Consider the following 18,879-nt stretch of genomic DNA (forward strand, 5'->3'; position numbering starts at 1 on the left):
TGTGATCCAACGATTAACGGTTGTAGAACTCGACGATTTGTTTTTCATCGATGTCTTGGGACAATTCAGCACGCTCAGGCAAGCGGATGAATTTACCTTCTACAGCTGCTTCGTTGTACTCAACGTATGCTGGAAGATGATTGCGGTTTTCCAAAGCTTCCTTAACGGAAGCCAGACCGCGACTTCTTTCACGCAAGCCGATTACATCGCCAGTGCTTACTTGGTAAGAAGCGATATCGACTTTTTTACCGTTTACTGTTACGTGACCGTGTGCTACCAATTGACGCGCTCCAGCGCGGGAGTTAGCAAAGCCAAGACGGTAAACGAGGTTGTCAAGGCGGCACTCAAGCAAGAACATGAAGTTCTCACCGGCAATACCTTGCATTTTTTGCGCTTTGGAGAACAATGTGCGGAATTGTTTTTCGCCCAAACCGTACATGTGGCGCAATTTTTGTTTTTCTTGCAACTGCATACCGTAGTTGCTCATTTTTCTGCGTTGGTTAGCTCCGTGCTGACCTGGAGGGAAAGGACGTTTCAATTCTTTGCCTGTTCCGCTCAGGGAAATGCCGAGGCGACGGCTCAATTTAAATTTAGGACCAGTGTAACGTGCCATGTTTAAAGTAGCTCCTTTTTAGTTAAAGTTCATATAGGGCTCTGTTTGCGCTCCAATTTGTTGATGCGGGCTTGGCCTCGCATAGAACGATCAGGAAGTTCAGCCGCTGTCCTGAAAGCAACAAAAAGAATGAGGGTGACACAACCGGTAACGCCCAAATTTAAAGACCGTTTTAGTAGTCTTCATCAACAATTTATTCTACATCCTGAAAGGAGCAAAGTCAAGTGATACATAAAGTCAGAAAAACGTCTAAATTTGTCGATAGGTCATTAGGCCCAAAAAAATGGGACGATTTTCTGAAATATGAGTGCAAAAAAGCTTCAAACAGAGTAAAATAGATGGTATCTTAACTTTAAACAATCTTATGTATCAAGGTTTCCGTTAATATTTTGCAGATTTGCGATAATTGATGCAGATTAATGCATCCTTGGGGATGCAAAAACGGTGCAAAGGAGCGCCTGACATGTTGGAACATCTAAGAAGTTTACCTGCCAGTCTGAAATCGCGAAGTGCGGGCGATTCCACATCGTTTACTGTGCTTCCATCTCATGATGACCATGCGTTGTGGATGCAAAAAATGGATATCACACCTTTTGACTTCTCATATTTAAGCAGTTTGTTAGGACAAGCCTTCAACGATTGGACAAACCAGAAAGATTCTGTGTCAGGTGGGCCATTTGCTGTATACAGTGTTTGGAATACAGAAGGAGAGTGCATAGAAGAGGACTCCGGCCAGATTACGGATTCGGATATCAATGTACGTTCGATGGTTTTGGAGTGTAATGAAAAGGAACAGACTTTATCTAGACGCGGAATAAGTAAGCATGGGGAGTATCTGCTGATTGCTGAGCCCCTGTTTTCAAGAATCAATAAAGATATGTTTGCTGTGTTTGTTGCTCTGGTCTTTGAATCCCACCGATCCGAAACGTCAGAAGCTGTAGTTCGATCTGAGGCATTGCATTACCGCACCTGCTTTTACCGAAGATTTGAATACATATTTATGACGGACTTGCTGCATACACATGAACAAACAGCTCGGGAGGAACACCGAAGATCCATTCTTTTTCAGATCGTACAGCGTATGCATGACAAAATGGATGTTGTGACGATATTGGACGAAGTATTTGTCAGCATGGACTATCTCTATCCTTCTACACACATTATGCTCTATATGTCTCAGGACCAGAGAAGCTTTAATCCTCGGATTAAACCGCTCCTTATTCAGGAACGTGGAGAAGATATCTGTGTTCGCTCATTTATGGAGGGCAGATTGATTGTCTCCCGGTCTGACGAGTTGGACAGACGAATCATTGAGGTGGGGTTGCCACTCAAGGGCAAGCAGGGGATATACGGTGTGTTTCATATCGAAATGAATGAGGAATTGATGGAAGAGTCGGATCTTCAACTGATTGCCATGATGGCAGATACAGCAGGGACAGCCTTCGAAAATGCCAAACTTCATGAGCAATCCCATATGTTGATTCAGGAACTACGTGTAATCAACGATCTGACACAGCGCCTGAATAAAAGCCTGCAATTGATGGAAATTTATCAGTTTTCCGATCAAGAGTTTAAAAACATCTTTCAGGCCGATTTTTGCTGCATTTTGCAATTAAATGAGAGTACGAACAGGTTTGAGGTAATGGCGTCCAATGTAAAAGAGATTCGTCAAAGAACGTATCCTATGGATTCTGGCATTGCGGGTTACATGTATCAGACAGAAGAGCCATTAATTATATCTGACTATACGCAGTTTGATAAGGTAACTTCCAGTTTCATGGAACTGACAGGCGCGATGTCTCTGATTGCAACACCAATTCGAGTGGACGGACAGGTAAAGAGTGCTATTTTGCTTGCCCATGTGCGGGAGCATTTTTTCTCCTATGAGAACTACAGGTTGCTGCAAATGTTATCGATTCATCTTGGTCTTGCTCTAACCAATGCCACCCTGCATGCGGAGGTGCGCCGGCTGGCTAATCTGGACATGTTGACAGGACTGTACGTAAGGCATTACTTGGATAATATTATTCACGAACGTCAGGCTCATGACTACTGCGGTTCATTAGTTGTCGTCGATATCGATCAGTTTAAACAGGTGAATGATACCTTCGGTCATCAAACTGGGGATCAAGTATTGAAACAAGTCAGTGATATTGTTACAAGTTCGGTTCGAGCCGAGGATATTTGCGCAAGGTGGGGCGGTGAAGAATTGGCTATTTACATGCCTCAGATCGGAATTCAGCAAGCGCTTGTTTACGCAGAACTGATCCGTACCCGAGTTGAAGCCGAGACGAGGCCGTCTGTCACGGTGTCAAGTGGCATTGCCGAATGGAACTGGATGGATGAGAAAGTAAGTGTAGAGTCCCTGTTTTACCGTGCAGATATGGCTCTATACTGTGCAAAGAACGGGGGTCGGAATCGGATTGTTATAGAGGAACAGGAAGTTACACGATAAGGGAGAAACATTCCGGTTATGGGGTCGTTTCTCTCTTTTTTTTGTTTTTTTTCGGAGCGGGGATGTGTGGATGAAAATCCGCGTGATTCGTCTGGCCGCAAAGAAGAAAGTATAACCACATATTGTGAGGGCAATCTAAGGGAAATATGACTGAAAGGTGGAATAGATATGCTGAACCGCCAGTCTACGTATGCTTTATCGCTAATCCTTTGCTTTGTGATGGCCATTGTTCCGGGGTGCGGGATGCTCCAGCATGATCGGACGCCGGAAGAAATATTTTCTCTGGCATTATCCGGCATAGCCGGGAAAGAGACGTTGACGTTTGAGGGACAGGCTGGATTAAGACGGGAAAACAGTGGAATGTTTGAAAATCAATTCAAATTTGAAGGTAAGCTGGAAGACCATGACCGGCTGACGTTGCAGACCCGATTACCAGGTGCCGTGACTGCAGCGGACTCAGGAGTAAGTTTGAATGCGGTGAAAAGTAATGGCCAACCGAGCGGGTTCAGTGCCTCTTTTCAACGTAAAAAAGGACAATGGAATGCTTTAACGGCGCAGCATGAACCATTACGTGGGTCCTTATCCCGTTTTAACCCCATTGCGCAATTAGAGAAGATTGACGGTATGAAAAAAACAATTCAATCCGAATATGGCTCAGGCCGCCAAACACGTATATTGCGGATAGAGCTTGCGCCAGAGGACGCCAAAACTTGGGCTACAGAACAACTGACAGATGAGATGGCTTCCATTCGCGCAGAGTACATGCACAAGGCGAGCCAAGTGAAAGGTGCAAGTAAGCAGAAACTTGAGCAGGAATTGCAAAAGGTATGGCAACAGGGCGAGGATACGATGCAGAAGTTGATTCAAAAGGCCGAGGTACATACCGTCTATCATCTGACGGTCGATCGCAAAACCAGCTTACCGATGCGACTTTCCTCCGAAAGTCAAGTGAAATATACCGATAACAGTAGCCGAAGTAATATAGAAGCACTGGTAACCGATGTGAACTTTAAATCATATCAATAAATAAAACCTGTGACTGCCTGCTGACGGGATGTCTGGTGCGTGCTACAATAGTAACGTAATTTACCGTTGTTCAATTCATTGAATGGCAGATGACAGGAGGATTTATCGAATGAAGGACCCAAGAATTCAGAAGCTTGCAGCGAACCTGGTAGGTTATTCTGTTGATGTACAGCCCGGCGAAAATGTATTGGTTGAGATGATTGGATCAGAGCGTGATTTGATCAATGCCATTATTGAAGAAGTGGGCAAAAAAGGCGGTAACGTATTTGTACAGTTGACGGATCGAACTGTTCAGCGTGCAATGCTTCGAAATGCTACGGAAGAGATGATGAAAACGTGGGCAGAGATTGATCTGAACCGTATGAAACAAATGGATTGTTATATCGGCATTCGTGCGGGAGAGAACGTGAATGATCTGTCCGATGTGCCAGAAGAAAAAATGAAACTGTACAACTCTCTGTATTCCCATCCGGTACATAGCGAACAGCGTGTCAAACATACCAAATGGGTGGTGCTTCGTTATCCTAACGCAAGCATGGCACAACTCGCGAACACGAGCACGGAAGCATTTGAAGATTTCTATTTTGACGTATGCAACCTGGATTATGCGAAAATGGACAAAGCGCAAGACTCACTCGCGAGTCTCATGAAACGTACAGATAAAGTACGGATTACGGGACCAGGCACGGATCTGAGCTTCTCCATTAAAGATATCGGTGCAGAGAAGTGTTCCGGGCAAAAAAATATTCCGGATGGTGAAGTGTACAGTGCACCCGTACGCAACTCTGTTAATGGAACGATTAGTTATAATACACCGACGCTGTATAACGGAATTACATTTGAGAATATCAAGTTTACATTCAAAGACGGTAAAATCGTGGAAGCATCCAGCAATGATACGAAACGTCTGAATGAAATTCTAGACTCAGATGAAGGCGCGCGTCATATCGGTGAGTTTGCGATTGGTTTCAACCCGCACATTCTGCACCCGATGAAAGATATTTTGTTTGATGAAAAAATTGCAGGCAGCCTGCACTTTACGCCAGGTCAGGCATATGAAGAAACAGATAACGGAAACCGCTCATCCATTCACTGGGATCTCGTATTGATTCAGCGTCCAGACTACGGCGGCGGGGAAATCTATTTCGATGATGTGCTGATTCGTAAAGACGGCATCTTTGTCATTCCTGAGTTGGAGTGCCTGAATCCTGACCAGTTAAAATAGGAACTGCATTTTGCAGTTGCTAGGAAAGCGGATTCACGGTATCATGTAGTGGTAATTAATAGATGATACCAAAAGTGAAAAGACGGAGGGATTCCTATGTCGAGTAATAACGCGGCTGTAGTGGAAATTGCTCAAACAGCAGGCAAGTTTACTTCTTCAATCGTGCTTCATTCGGAAAACAAGTATATCGACGTAAAAAGTATTCTTGGGTTGTTTACAACGCTGATTAGCACGCACAGTTATGAACTGCATGTTCATGGCCCGGATGCAGACGAAGCGAAGGCAGCGATGTCAGAAGTATTTGCAAAGCATGGCCTGAATGTAAACATCGCATCTGAATAACATCATTTAAGAACACCTCTGCCTTCGGGCAGGGGTGTTTTTAGTCATAGCGGAACACGATGTCCCTTAGAGTGAATTAGAGAAAGGGAGAAAAGGCTGTAACAGAGCTCACAACTCATGCGGTTATTTTGGTCAGGTTCTTGTATTAGCTCTTCATTTCGTCTAATATTAGAGGTAGAACGTCTTTACGCGATTTTGGGACATAGGGGGGAAATGATGCATGACTTCATCTGATCTGCAGGACCAGCTGAACCTGAAAGCAATCAATCTTCTTCAAGAAGATGCAGATAAAATACAGAAGCTTATTGAAGTACAGATGGAGAATCTGGCTACCCGCTACTGCCCTCTCTATGAGGAAGTATTGGATACACAGATGTATGGGTTCTCCAAGGAAGTTGATTTTGCTGTTCGTGCAGGACTCCTTCCAGAAGGTACAGGTAAGCAGATGGTTAGCGCGCTTGAGCGGAACTTGGCGATTTTATATGAAGCTTTGAACAAAAAGAATGAGCAATAGCCTGCTATCGCGCGGGTCAGAATAGAAGGCATGCACATTCCGTTGCATGCTTTTTTTGTATGTGTCGATGTATCGTCTATTGTTGCAGTAGGAGTAAAGAGACAGCCGCGGGAAAGAAATCCCTCGGCTGTCTCTTGATGTATGCAGGAGTGGTATGACGGTCAATCTACAGTTCTTTATACCAAGAAGAATGAGACGCCTAGAATGACATAAACAACAAGCAGAAGCAAACCTTCATACCAGTTGGTGGAGCCATCCTGTGTGATCGATTTGGCGATAAAAACAGACACACCGATGGCGACCAGTTCAATGGTGGTAAATACGATATCCATCGTACGACCCGTAAAGTAACTTACAAAGATCAGCACTGGAGCTACAAATAGTGCGATCTGCAAACTGCTGCCTACTGCAATTTCAACAGCGGCACCGATTTTGTTTTTCATCGCAAGCATGATGGCTGCACTGTGTTCGGCTGCATTACCGATAATGGCCACAAGGAATGCACCAACAAACAGCTCACTTAGTCCAAACTCTGAAGTGAATACTTCAAGTGTGCCGACCAGCCATTCACTGACAAAAGCGACCATGACCGTAGCGATCACGAGATAGAGGATCGACTTTTTCTTCGACCACGCCGGAGCATGCTCATGAGGCAGTTCTTCGTCCTGGTCATCTGTTACATCGGCAAGATAGCTTTTATGTGTGACCATTGAGAAGATGAGCCACGCGATATAAGCTAGAATGAGCAAGCCGGCCACAATGAGACTGAGTGTATTCGTATCCCGCTGTGTGATAGAGTGGGTGTTCAGGAATACGGCCGGGACGAACAGAGCAATAATGGCAACGATCATCAGGGAGCCGTTCAGCCCTGCAAGCGAAACGTTGTAATTTTGCGTTTTATACTTTAGCCCGCCGGCAAAAATGCTGAGTCCCAGCACGAGTAGCAGGTTGCCGATGATGGATCCGGTCAGACTGGCCTTGACCATGTCGAACAAGCCCTCTTTAACGAGAAAAATCGCGATAATTAGTTCGGCTGCATTGCCAAAGGTGGCATTTAGGAATCCTCCTAGTCGTTGACCTGCATAGTGAGCTACACTTTCGGTCGCTTTACCTAAAAATCCGGCCACAAAAATAACCGAAATGGCAGATATGACGAACTGTAGAATCGAATCCCATTTCAAGAAGTGGGCGATGGCACTGAGTGCAAAAAATGCAATCAGCAAAAAAGATGAAATCCGGTTTCTCACAAAAAACACCTCGGTTATTTACTTATTTTGTTTTGAAATTCACGTTATGTACCTATGCGATTAATTTCATATTTCAATATAACCAAAGAGGGGCAGGTTGTAAACGCATCTTTTACAGTTAAATTTGCTTTTTAGGGTGGAAAGGATTTAAAATACGAGTAACGAAGTGAAGGAGGATGTGGCATGGCAGAACAACTTCAAATGGAGAGCGGAAACATCCGGATTGCCGATGACGTGGTTGCGAAAATTGCCGGAATGGCTGCAATGGAAACACCTGGAATCGCCGCAATGTCTGGAGGTTTGTCAGAGGGCTGGGCGAAACGTCTCAGTGGTAAAAACGTACAGAAGGGCGTAGGCGTAGAGGTCGGCCAGCTGGAAGCAGCCATTGATCTGCGCATCATCGTCCTGTACGAAACCCCGATTCATGAAGTTTCCCGTATGCTTCAGCAGAATGTAAGAGAAGCAGTAGAAACGATGACCGGATTACGTGTAGTCGAAGTGAATGTAAAGGTTGAGGGAGTCTCTTTCAAAGGCGACGATCTGTAAATCTTTAGACTACGCGATGGGAATGAACAAATCTATTTTGTTCCTTATCTTTATACAAAGAAACGAAAAAAAGACTTTGCATCGTACAGATGCAAAGTCTTTTTTCATTCCTTAACGAACTCGGCGAATCGAATCCCGTGAACGAAGTGCAGGGGAGGTACGTGTCTGCACCGTTACCGATTTCGTTTTTTCTTCCTTGATTGCTTCAAGGTTGTTGGTCCGTGAAATACTCAGTACAATACCCATCGCCACCATCATGACAAAGAGCGAAGTCCCCCCATAACTGATAAACGGAAGTGTAACTCCTGTTACCGGTATCGTCTGAGTCACCCCACCAATGTTGATGAAGGCCTGGATTGCGATAAGTCCCATGATGCCTATACCCACCAGCGTTCCAAAAGGATCAGGGCAACGGAGCGACACGATAATGCCTCGCCAGATAAAATAAAGATATAGGAGCAGGAACAGTGCACTTCCAATGAACCCTAGCTCTTCTCCAATGACGGAAAAAATAAAGTCATTATAGGCATTGGGCAAATAATGCAACTTCATAGTGCCTTGTCCAATGCCTGAACCTGTAATGCCGCCGTCCCCGATGGCAACCAGAGATCGGTAAAGGTTGAGACTTCCGCCATTGATATCAGACTCAGGATTAAGGAAGGCTTGAATACGTCCAATTTTGTAGTTCTGCTCCGCGGTCACCGTTGTTGTGCTATCCAGCGCAGGAGTGTCCGGAGACATGGAGGAAAATAGGGCACTAGCTCCAAAAGCAAGTGCACCACCAAGCGCAACCAGAAGAATAGAACCCAGAATATGCTTCATGTTAGCTCCACCAGCGTAAATGACAAGGCCGCAGGTAGATACCAGAATGAAACACGTACCAAAGTCTGGCTGCAGCATGATCAATCCTGCAATAAATCCGACGATGAACAGGACAGGGAAATATCCGGTCTTGAAATCACGGAAACGCTCACCTTTTTTGGTGATGAGTGCTGACAAATATAAAATAATTGCAATTTTGGCGAACTCTGCAGGCTGCAAACTGAATCCAAACACGCGAATCCAGCTTCTTGCACCATTTAACACCGCACCGGATACCAACACAACTAAGAGTAGTGCGGTGGTGAACAGGAAAAACGGTGCATAGAGCTTTTTGTACTTGTTAAAGCGGATATTCATGGCAAAAAACATGCCAACCAGACCGATCATCGCCCACATAAGTTGTTTTTTCGTGAAGTAAAGGGCATCGTTTTTAAAACTTTCGCTTGCGATTGCGATGCTGGAACTGGAGCTAAATACCATCACCAGTCCAAAGCCCACCAACAATAAAGTGAGGATTAGCAGTTGAAAATCCGGCGTGCCTCTCTTCGTTCTCGTCTGGGCCGTTTGTTGTTTCATAATCTGGCCCGCCTAAGCTTCGAGCAGTTCTTTGAGCTGCTGCAGTTTTTGGGTGGCCAGCTTCACGACTGGCTGCGGAACGGAAGAGTCGTAATCAAGTCCATGCGGAAAAGTAGCTTTGCCCAGATAAACGGCTTCAACGGCCAGAACCGTATCGGGTTTCTCCAGTTTGCCTTCTACCGCGCGCGTATTAATGCGTACAAAGTATTCTGAGTTGGTTTGTTCATCTTCGATTTTGTAGTCATATGTAGCACGGTAATATTCCCATTGCCACCGGACAAATCCGACTTTCTCGGCGCTCTCATCCAGGTATGCCAAGTCGCTCTTCAAGCCATCCAAGCCTGTATTCTCAAAAATCATAAGCGTTTGATCCTCCTCATAAGCTTCCGAGTATAATTCTCGTGTGTTTCTCTAGTTCATGATAGTATGTTTCCCCTTCCCGTGCAAGCTTTCTAAAGGCCTTTCGTATCGGTTTTCATGTAATTCTGTTACAATATACAGCAATAGGTTTGAAGAGGAAGGTTGGGGGCTATGTACAAGCCCTGCTGATGATCGAAAGGATGGGATTACATGACAAATAATATATGGTGGGAAGATCTGCAGATCCACATGGTGGAATGGCGGCGTCACCTTCATCGCAATCCTGAAGTTTCCTTTCATGAAGAGAAAACATCTTCTTTTGTAGCAGATATGCTGGAGAGCTTTGGTATTGAGGTGAAACGTCATATCGGCGGCCATGGGGTGATTGGAATACTTCGCGGTGAACGGCCAGGGCCTGTCGTCATGCTTCGTGCTGACATGGATGCGCTGCCGATTCAGGACGAGAAAGATGTGGAGTATGCCTCACAGCAACCTGGGGCGATGCATGCTTGCGGTCACGACGGTCATATTTCGATGTTGCTGGGAACCGCGCTTTATTTCAGCCGTCATAAGCAGGAAGTGCGGGGCGAAATCCGTTTTCTGTTCCAGCCTGCGGAAGAGTTGTTGCCAGGTGGTGCTGTTCAGGTCATTGCAGACGGAGCGCTGGAAGGTGTAGACGTTATCTACGGCATTCATCTATGGACGCCGATTCCCGTTGGCGTCGTTGCAAGCACAGCAGGACCGATGATGGCTGCGGCAGATGACTTTTACATCGATATTAAGGGAAAAGGTGGTCACGGCGGCATGCCACAAGCTACCGTTGATAGTGTCGTTGCGGGCTCCGCCCTTGTGATGCAGCTTCAGACTATCGTTAGCCGGTCCGTCGACCCGTTGCGTCCGGCAGTACTAACGATTGGCACGATGCAGGCCGGTTCTGCGCAAAATGTGATTGCAGAGCAGTGCAAGCTCAGCGGCACGGTACGAACGTTTGATGAAGAGACGCGGACAGGAATGAAAGAACGTGTTCTTACCATGGTGGCTCAGACAGGAGCTGCATATGGTGCGGAAACCCAGGTGAAATACATCATGGGATATCCGCCCGTGATCAATGATGCGCAGGAGACGGAACGTTTCTTCAATGAAGCAACAGCGATATTTGGCCCGGATCGGGTGCAAAACTCTCCGATGCTGATGCCCGCAGAGGACTTTGCGTATTATTTGCAAATGGTCCCGGGGTGTTTCATGTTTGTCGGTGCAGGTAATCCAGAGAAAAATGCGGTGTATCCACATCACCATCCGATGTTTGATTTTGACGAGGACGCCATGCAGACGGGGGTAAAACTGTTTGTGGCAATGGCGAAGGGTTACGCAGCTGAATGCTGAGAACTGTAGTTGGGCATCCTGAACATACCAAGGTATGGACAGGATGCTTTTTTTGTTGTGAATGAAATGAAGTTTGCGATCGGAGTGTACGAGTCAGATCTTTGTTCGAACGATCTAGATCAGGAATGGGGATGTGGGAAAGATGGAGATGTTCAATCCGCAGGGAGCGTGCATTGTACAGCGTGATTTCACAGTGTTGCTCGAAGTGGGGCATCCCGGGTTTGAAACAGCCAGAGCGGAGCTCGGTATGTACGCCGAACTCGTAAAGACACCTGCAACGTTTCATACCTATCGGATCACCCCTTTATCGCTGTGGAATGCAGCGGCACTAGGCTGGAATCCAGAATGGGTGATTAAGAGTCTTGAGAAGGTGTCACGCTGGAATGTGCCCGCGGCTCTCACTCAGGATGTGTTCAGAATAATGGAGCAATACGGCAAATTAAAGCTGCATGCCGAGCCGGACCATGCCAAAATGCGCCTAATTAGCGAAGACGAACAATTGCTGGATGATTTGAGTGGCATCAAATCGATATCTGCTTTCCGTATGGAGCGAATGAGCAAACATGAGCTTGTGTTATCGGGGGAAAAGCGTGGTTTACTGAAGAGAGAACTGACACGTCTTGGTTACCCTGTATTGGATTACGCCGGTTATCGGAAAGGGAGCGAACTTTCATTTGGCTGGAGGTCTAATATTAATGATTCAACGACGAGTATGTCTAGCAGATGCGGAGAGGGAGGACGACCTACATTTGCGCTACGTTCTTATCAGCAGAAGGCAGTGGATGCTTTTCAAGAGGGCGAAGGCACCGGGGGGAGCGGACTTCTGGTACTACCCTGCGGAGCGGGCAAAACGATTATTGGCATGGCTGTGCTGGAACGGTTGCAATGTGAATGTCTTATTTTAACGTCCAATACAACGTCTGTCCGGCAGTGGATACAGGAGATTCAGGATAAAACAACGATAACTGCGGAACAGATCGGAGAGTATTCGGGGCAGAAAAAGCAGGTGAAACCGGTGACGGTAGCAACGTATCAAATTTTGACTCATCGCAAATCGAAAGATGCGGATTTCACCCACATTCATCTTTTACATGAGAGAAAGTGGGGGCTGATCATCTATGATGAAGTGCATTTGTTGCCAGCTCCGGTTTTTCGGGCTACTGCGGACATTCAGGCCACTCGTCGTCTGGGTTTGACCGCCACGCTTGTTCGTGAAGATGGATGTGAACAGGATGTGTTCTCGCTGATCGGCCCCAAATTATATGATATGCCATGGAAAGAGCTGGAGCAGCAAGGCTGGATTGCTGAAGTGAAGTGTAAGGAAGTGAGGGTACCCTTGTCGCCTGAATTAAGATCAACTTATGTGCAGGCCGAGGGTAAACATCAATTTCGGCTGGCAGCTGAAAATCCGGCGAAATTAAAGGTTGTAAAACGTTTACTGGAACGACATCAAAATTTACCGACACTTGTCATTGGGCAATATCTTGACCAGCTTGAGATGATTGCCCGGGAAATTGATGCACCACTAATCTCTGGATCGATGTCACAACAGGAGCGCATTCACTGGTTTTCTGCTTTTAGAAAGGGCGAAATTCGTACGATTGTTGTGTCCAAGGTTGCCAATTTTGCGATTGACTTGCCGGATGCTGCGGTAGCCCTCGAAATCTCTGGCAGCTTTGGTTCAAGGCAGGAAGAGGCCCAGCGGCTTGGAAGGATTTTACGTCCCAAAGCAGGTGAGAACAAAGCTTATTTCTATGCACTGGTTTCCGAAAATAGCAAGGAACAGGATTTTGCGTTAAATCGCCAGATGTTTTTGGTAGAGCAGGGGTACGAATATGACATTGTACATGAGCAGGAACAGATTCATTAACATGTTGCAGAAGGGGAAGGAAAATGCGGATGTCTGATCTGGAGTTTGAAGTGGAGAAATCGATGCAATCGAAAAAGTTGTTTGATCTGGCAAGTTGGTCTGAACTTACGTCAGCAGAGCAACGGGTGCTTGGTGCTCTTTTTCACAAATATGCGGGTCAAACGTTCTCTTCTCTTCTGCCTTCGGACGTGTGGGCTAAGGAAGGATTAAGTGGAGCTGAAGCGAAGCTAGCTTTTGCCATGTTGCGGCGTAAACAATGGATTAAATCCGTATATAAAAGCTGGGGAGAATGCTCTTTTCATATCCCTGAATGTCATCTGGCCATGTTGACCTTAGCGTATACAGGCCGTGTAGACTGCACCGTTGAACCGATGGCCGGTTCTGTTCGAGGTGTTATAAAGGAAGGTAAACCGCATATCGCAGGGGAATTACTTCATCTTCTTGCTTGGATTGATAAAGAAGGCCTGCCTGTCACTGGCAAAGGTACGATACATAAGAGAACGGTACAAAAGTTAAGCACATTAACGATCATGTCACAAGAGGATTTTGAACCATTGGAGATGATCTACGAACATAAGGGGCGATATCCGGTGCATGTGGTTATTCTGCTGGATATGCTGCTTTGCTTAAATTTGGTGCAACAAACCGATCGAGGTTTCGAAATCAGGCAAAATAAATTGCAACAGTGGATCAAGTTGTCCTGGTTCGAGATGCATGGTGAAGTGTTTAGAGTATGCATGGAGCGATACGGGGTGTCTGGATCAGAGATGCAGCATTTTCGATATCAGCTCGCGGTACTTGCTCCTGGAGTGAATCAATGGTGCCGTGTACTATGTGGAAGTAATGCAGCGTTTCAAGGCTGGTTACATGCTTTAGCTGGCTGGGGGTTTGGTGAGATCGGTAAGAATGAGAATGAAGAGGTGGTATTTCGCTGGTTGATCCATCCAATCGAATTCTTGAATAGGGGAGCGGATTGTGGTGTTCATCTTATAGATAGTCTACACAAGCAGGAGGAGATACAATCAGGCAAGTTTTATGTACAGCCAGATTTTGAAGTTATGGTGCCGCCCGATGTGCCAGCTGAAGTCTGCTGGAGACTTGAGCAATACTGTGAACGGATCACACGCGACCACATGTCAATCTATCGTTTAACCAAAGAACGAATGGAAATCGCTGCTGCGAGTGGATTGAAGTGGGTGGACATCGCTGATTTTTTACAGAGACATGGACAGGGTGAACTCCCCGACCACGTATTTGCTACCTTGAAGGACTGGGCAACAGTCGGCGAGCTTGTTCAAGATAAGCAGTCACTCTTTACTTTACTCTTGGATAGCGAAGGTTCCCATCCAGAGGAGCAAGAACAGGTCGTAGAAGTAGAGACTATAGGAGTCCTCGGAACCTCTGAGCGCATACAGATGCAAGATATTCTGGTAGGTGGTGAGAATCCTGGTCACCCTGAACAGCGGGAAAGTGAAAGTAACAGAGGATCGAAGCATCATTTCCCCTTCTTTTACAACGGTGAGACTCAAGGATTACTGCAAATACCGTTTATGTCTGGCATAACGGCGAACCACGATGACGCAGAGAATGACTTGGGCCATGAAATGAACGAAAAATTGGCATGGAACGAGAGGAAGGCTAATGTACCTGAGACTTGGCACAGGGAATGGAGAAAGTATCACCATTCGACAGCGCGCCAAATTGCAATCCAAGCCATTGACTGGCAAGTAAAATTAGGAATTCAAAAGGGTGAGGATACGTTTGTTCTGATTCCACATCAGGTGGAAGGACATGAGCGGTGGATGCTGGAAGGATGGCGTATTCTGGATTCGAGCGAAGCTGAATCACGTACGGAATGGCGAACATTTTCCCCGGAAGGCTGGGATTCAATACGTCTTATTCTACCGGATGATGTCTAGTGTAGAGGAAAAACTCTTCTTAACCTTTCTTGGATATGCTATGATGAAGTAGTCTACGTTAAGTAGAACTTTATATATAGATAGGATGAATAATTCATGAGCGTAGCGGAAATAAACACGGTCGATATGGCCCAAGTGTTAACGGGCGCATATGAACTGGGCGACATGATTAACCAATCTGCCGAAGTATCGGATTATTTATATTGGAAGCAGCAAGTCGAAACAAGTTCTGAGATTCAAGAGGGTATCCGGAGATTAAATGCCAAGAAAGAGCTTTTCGAAGAAACACAGCGCTTTGGTCACTTTCATCCAGACTACCACGCAGCGAAGGATCAGGTGAAAGCGCTGGAGAAAGAACTGGAATCCTTTGAAGCCGTGATTCGTTTCAAGCAGGCTGAGCAAGCATTGGATGAGATGTTGTTCCAAATGTCCGAGACCATTGCTTTTGCTGTATCGACCACCATTAAGGTGCCAAGTAACGACCCGAATCCTAAAGGCGGCTGTGGCAGCGGCGGCAAATGTGGGTGCAGTTAAACCCGAAGACATTTACATCATAGTATTTTAGACGTTGAACAGACCGGGCCTTTCGAGGGCCGGTCTCCATTTATAGAAGGGCGGGGAACGATGGTGTTTGCGGAAAGAACAGGATTTATTATTTGGGTCAGTGATTTGAAAGCGGCCCGCAATCTCGAAAAATATGGTACCGTGCATTATATCTCCCGCCGTATGCATTATGTTGTTATGTATGTTAATGCAGAACGGGCTGACGATACGATGAAAAACGTAAAGCGGCTTTCCTATGTACGCAAAATCGAGCGCTCCTATCGAAACGAAATTAAAACCGAGTATGCTAGCAAAACAGCGGACAAAACAAGTTTTTACGGAATATAGCAGGGAACATAGGAGGGACCCGCGGGGTCGCTCTTTTCTAAAATAAGAATAAATGGCCTTTTGCGAAAAAAGTTAAACTTACGCCTTGTTGTTACGGGACTAATGTTGTAATATATTGGGTAATAAATAGATAGAAAGTCCTATCTGGTGGAGAGTGATTCCCATGCGTGATAAGGTGATGCAACGTTGGAGCACCTACGAGCCGTTTTTTGTGGCTCTCGGAGACAAGAAAGTAGCTGACATCGTCATTACCCATCATGCAAAGATGCGGTATGCAGACCGTATTGAGCCTGCACGTAGTGATGATGACCATATTGCGGCTTGGTTATGGGAGTGTCTGAAGCAGGACAGGGTAACACCATATTACCGCAATGAGCAGGATGTTTACCTGATTGACGATGATCTGGTGGTGGTTGCTGAGTTTTCCGAGCTTGAAGGAGAATATGACATTACAGGCAATCCGCTGCACAAAATGATTGTAGTGACGTTTTTGGGACGTATGTCGGAGACGATTGAACTGAGAGATCTGAAGTCATATTATTCTTGGCTGAGGCATTCCAGAAGAATGACGCTGGTCAAAAATAGCCGGAAGCATAGATGATGAAACAGATTTGAAATTGCAATCATAAAAATTTATGGATGAGATGTGAAGAATGATTTGTACTAACGCATGCAGACAAGCTGCATGCTTTTTTTTGTTGCAAGACTGGAAATCGGATACAATATAGTAAGTGTAATAGAAGAGGGGCGAAGATATGAATTTTCATCAGTTGCACATTTTTTATACGGTAGCGGAAAAGGGGAGTTTTTCCGCAGCTGCTCAGGCGTTACATATGACACAACCGGCCGTGACGATGCAGATCCAATCGCTCGAGGACTATTTTGGAACTAAACTGCTGCTTCGTTCTACCAAAAAAATAGAATTGTCGGAGGCAGGAAGGACGTTACTGCCTCACGCCAAGCGAAGTGTAGAACTGGTTCGTCAGACAGATGAAGCTATGTCTGCTTTTACGCAGAAATTGCAGGGAAGATTGCAACTTGGAGCAAGCCTGACCATTGGTGAATATGTGTTGCCACGTATGCTTGGGCCTTTTGCAAAGCAGTACCCCGATATCTCGATTGTGATGAAAGTGATGAATACCACCCAGATCATGGATGAAATTTTGAAGCACCAGTTGAATTTTGGATTAATTGAAGCACCGGTAAATCACCCGGATATGATCGTCGAACCTGTGATGCAGGACGAACTGAAACTCATTGTACCAGCAGGGCATGATCTAGCAGGACGCGGGAAAGTCAACCTGGAAGAGGTTATGAACTACCCCTTCGTGCTGCGTGAGGAAGGTTCAGGTACTCGCCAGGTGATGGAAGGTCAACTGCAAAAGAAAAAAATAGATCCGAGTGACATGAATGTGGTCATGGAGCTTGGGAGTACAGGTGCGGTCAAATCGGCTGTAGAGGCTGGCGTGGGTATTACGATGTTGTCTCCTTCGTCCGTGCAGCATGAGCTGGCACTGGGGCTTGTACATATTGTGGATATTCGCGGGCTTGAATTCAAACGGCAGTTTTATGCCATTCACCTTAAGTCGTCTTTGTTGCCCTTGTCGGCTGTTGCCTTTTTGGGGTATTTGCGTCAACAGGAGCACGAGCAGGGAGAACAGCCTTAAGGATCAGGCGCTGTAAAACATCAATCGGAGAGGAAGGGTAGCCAATGAATCAGCATCAAGGACGCTGTGATCTTCATACGCATAGTCAGGCTTCAGATGGGATGCAACCACCCGCTGATAACGTGAAGCTTGCAAAAAAGAGAGGACTGACTGCAGTAGCCTTAACGGATCATGATACGGTAGCTGGTGTAGCCGAAGCGCAGCGAGCAGGAAAAGAGTACGATATTGATGTTATAGCTGGAGTTGAGATCAGCACGCGGGCGGGTGGTAAAGATATTCATGTGCTCGGTTATTACGTGAACACGGAGGATGAGTTATTTCTGCAACGGTTGCGGGGATTGAGAGAAGCGCGGGAGGAACGCAATCATCTGATTATTGGCAAGCTCCAGCAACTTGGCGTGGATATAACCTGGCAAGAAGTATTGGATGGACTGGGGCGAGCATTAGAGCCGGATGAAAGTATTGGTAGACCTCATATGGCTGATGTACTGGTGAAAAAGGGATACGCTACCGACATGCGAGATGCATTTGATCAATATCTTGCTGAAGGCAAGCCTGGATTCGTATCCGTCCCCCGAGTTACCCCCGAGGATGCCTGCAAGTGGATTAGAGCAGCGGGAGGTGCTGCGGTAATTGCACATCCAGGTCTTTATAATGATGATGAATTAGTACGCCGAATTATCGCAGCATCCCTTCCGGATGGCATAGAGGTATTTCATTCAGACCATGGACCGGAAGAGGAATGCAGATTTGCTGAGATGGCCAGGGAATATGATCTCATTGTGACAGGTGGTTCAGATTACCATGGCGAACGACAAGGTGTTGTTTTTCATGGAGATTTGGGTAGCAAGACGGTACCTTTTGATGTGCTCGAAAAACTGCGGGCGGCTGCACACAGCAAGAGGTAACATCATTAGTAGGTGTTTATCCTTGAATTGAATAGTTAACCCAATTGCCACGTTTAGCTCCAAGCCGATCAAATAATTGTTGCGCACGCTCGTTAGTCACGGCTGTAATCCATGACATATACGCACATCCATGTTCATGCGTATATTGCTGACAGCGTGCGAATAAATGGGATTCGGTTTCTCCTTCTCTGAATGCTTCCGTGACAAAAAGGTCGTTCATAATCGTTACACGTTCTGCTTTCATCGTACTGTAGGTGAAGAACAAAGTAGCGAATCCGATCAACTTTCCGTCCTTTTCTGCTACAAATTGAGCGCCGATCTGCTGCTCCAGCAAGTTGTTAATCAAAAGTTGGATTGCTTGGTCACCGGGCCACGGATTATTGTAGAAACCTACGACATAGTCATGCATCAATGCTGTCAGTGGTTTCAGATCATCTGAGCGAGTTTCTCTAATATGAATCGGCATAATACACATCCTTTATTTATGTATTCATTGAATCAATAAGGTATTAGTA

Annotated in this window: 19 protein-coding genes; 14 read left to right on the plus strand and 5 right to left on the minus strand. The window is 45.9% G+C overall.

What is annotated here, in order from left to right:
- Positions 1-13: 13 nt before the first annotated feature.
- On the minus strand, positions 14-613 hold the full coding sequence (gene rpsD / locus ABIE27_RS03385; RefSeq protein ID WP_123062379.1) for a 30S ribosomal protein S4: 600 nt from the start codon (positions 611-613) through the stop codon (positions 14-16).
- 463 nt (positions 614-1,076) lie between these two features.
- Between rpsD and ABIE27_RS03390 the strand changes: the two genes are divergently transcribed.
- The 5 genes from ABIE27_RS03390 (at position 1,077) to ABIE27_RS03410 (ending at position 6,175) form a co-directional block, all read left to right on the plus strand.
- A complete protein-coding gene (locus tag ABIE27_RS03390; protein ID WP_429349902.1) occupies positions 1,077-3,068 on the plus strand; it encodes a GGDEF domain-containing protein in 1,992 nt (663 codons plus the stop codon).
- Between the two features lie 168 nt (positions 3,069-3,236).
- On the plus strand, positions 3,237-4,094 hold the full coding sequence (locus tag ABIE27_RS03395; RefSeq protein ID WP_123062377.1) for a hypothetical protein: 858 nt from the start codon (positions 3,237-3,239) through the stop codon (positions 4,092-4,094).
- A 109-nt stretch (positions 4,095-4,203) separates the two neighbouring features.
- Positions 4,204-5,319 carry an aminopeptidase gene (locus ABIE27_RS03400; RefSeq protein ID WP_123062376.1) on the plus strand — a complete coding sequence of 372 codons (1,116 nt, stop codon included), beginning with the start codon at positions 4,204-4,206 and terminating at the stop codon, positions 5,317-5,319.
- 96 nt (positions 5,320-5,415) lie between these two features.
- Complete coding sequence (locus ABIE27_RS03405; RefSeq protein WP_090923662.1) at positions 5,416-5,661, plus strand: HPr family phosphocarrier protein; 246 nt, start codon at positions 5,416-5,418, stop codon at positions 5,659-5,661.
- 220 nt (positions 5,662-5,881) lie between these two features.
- Positions 5,882-6,175 carry a YlaN family protein gene (locus tag ABIE27_RS03410; RefSeq protein ID WP_090923661.1) on the plus strand — a complete coding sequence of 98 codons (294 nt, stop codon included), beginning with the start codon at positions 5,882-5,884 and terminating at the stop codon, positions 6,173-6,175.
- Between the two features lie 176 nt (positions 6,176-6,351).
- Here ABIE27_RS03410 and cax read toward each other — a convergent pair whose 3' ends face one another.
- Complete coding sequence (cax, locus tag ABIE27_RS03415) at positions 6,352-7,422, minus strand: calcium/proton exchanger (RefSeq protein ID WP_090923660.1); 1,071 nt, start codon at positions 7,420-7,422, stop codon at positions 6,352-6,354.
- A 183-nt stretch (positions 7,423-7,605) separates the two neighbouring features.
- Here cax and ABIE27_RS03420 point away from each other — a divergent pair, with 183 nt between their 5' ends.
- Positions 7,606-7,968 carry an Asp23/Gls24 family envelope stress response protein gene (locus ABIE27_RS03420; protein WP_090923659.1) on the plus strand — a complete coding sequence of 121 codons (363 nt, stop codon included), beginning with the start codon at positions 7,606-7,608 and terminating at the stop codon, positions 7,966-7,968.
- A 111-nt stretch (positions 7,969-8,079) separates the two neighbouring features.
- Here the strand turns inward: ABIE27_RS03420 and ftsW are convergent, their stop codons facing one another.
- A complete protein-coding gene (gene ftsW, locus ABIE27_RS03425) occupies positions 8,080-9,366 on the minus strand; it encodes a putative lipid II flippase FtsW (RefSeq protein ID WP_429349903.1) in 1,287 nt (428 codons plus the stop codon).
- Positions 9,367-9,378: 12 nt separating this feature from the next.
- Positions 9,379-9,726 (minus strand): YugN family protein, encoded by a 348-nt coding sequence (locus tag ABIE27_RS03430; protein ID WP_090923657.1) that lies wholly within the window; start codon positions 9,724-9,726, stop codon positions 9,379-9,381.
- Between the two features lie 210 nt (positions 9,727-9,936).
- Here ABIE27_RS03430 and ABIE27_RS03435 point away from each other — a divergent pair, with 210 nt between their 5' ends.
- From ABIE27_RS03435 to ABIE27_RS03470, 8 genes are all read left to right on the plus strand, one after another.
- Entirely contained in the window at positions 9,937-11,109 is a 1,173-nt protein-coding gene (locus ABIE27_RS03435) for a M20 metallopeptidase family protein (protein WP_123062374.1), read from the plus strand.
- Between the two features lie 142 nt (positions 11,110-11,251).
- Complete coding sequence (locus tag ABIE27_RS03440) at positions 11,252-12,979, plus strand: DNA repair helicase XPB (protein ID WP_429349904.1); 1,728 nt, start codon at positions 11,252-11,254, stop codon at positions 12,977-12,979.
- Positions 12,980-13,008: 29 nt separating this feature from the next.
- Positions 13,009-14,898, plus strand: coding sequence for a helicase-associated domain-containing protein (locus tag ABIE27_RS03445; protein WP_161556826.1), 1,890 nt, complete (start codon positions 13,009-13,011; stop codon positions 14,896-14,898).
- 96 nt (positions 14,899-14,994) lie between these two features.
- Positions 14,995-15,432, plus strand: coding sequence for a YlbF family regulator (locus ABIE27_RS03450; RefSeq protein WP_123062372.1), 438 nt, complete (start codon positions 14,995-14,997; stop codon positions 15,430-15,432).
- A 93-nt stretch (positions 15,433-15,525) separates the two neighbouring features.
- Complete coding sequence (locus tag ABIE27_RS03455) at positions 15,526-15,789, plus strand: YlbG family protein (protein ID WP_123062834.1); 264 nt, start codon at positions 15,526-15,528, stop codon at positions 15,787-15,789.
- Positions 15,790-15,952: 163 nt separating this feature from the next.
- Complete coding sequence (locus ABIE27_RS03460; protein ID WP_090923653.1) at positions 15,953-16,390, plus strand: hypothetical protein; 438 nt, start codon at positions 15,953-15,955, stop codon at positions 16,388-16,390.
- A 154-nt stretch (positions 16,391-16,544) separates the two neighbouring features.
- Positions 16,545-17,456: a selenium metabolism-associated LysR family transcriptional regulator gene (locus ABIE27_RS03465; RefSeq protein ID WP_123062371.1), complete on the plus strand. Its 912-nt coding sequence runs from the start codon at positions 16,545-16,547 to the stop codon at positions 17,454-17,456.
- 44 nt (positions 17,457-17,500) lie between these two features.
- Positions 17,501-18,364 carry a PHP domain-containing protein gene (locus ABIE27_RS03470; RefSeq protein WP_429349905.1) on the plus strand — a complete coding sequence of 288 codons (864 nt, stop codon included), beginning with the start codon at positions 17,501-17,503 and terminating at the stop codon, positions 18,362-18,364.
- A gap of 16 nt (positions 18,365-18,380) precedes the next feature.
- On the opposite strand, the gene ABIE27_RS03475 is transcribed toward ABIE27_RS03470, so the two are convergent.
- Entirely contained in the window at positions 18,381-18,830 is a 450-nt protein-coding gene (locus ABIE27_RS03475; protein WP_123062369.1) for a GNAT family N-acetyltransferase, read from the minus strand.
- Positions 18,831-18,879: the final 49 nt, after the last annotated feature.

Origin of the sequence: Paenibacillus sp. 4624, from assembly GCF_050435065.1 — a bacterium.
GTDB classification, from domain to species: Bacteria; Bacillota; Bacilli; order Paenibacillales; family Paenibacillaceae; genus Paenibacillus; species Paenibacillus amylolyticus_D.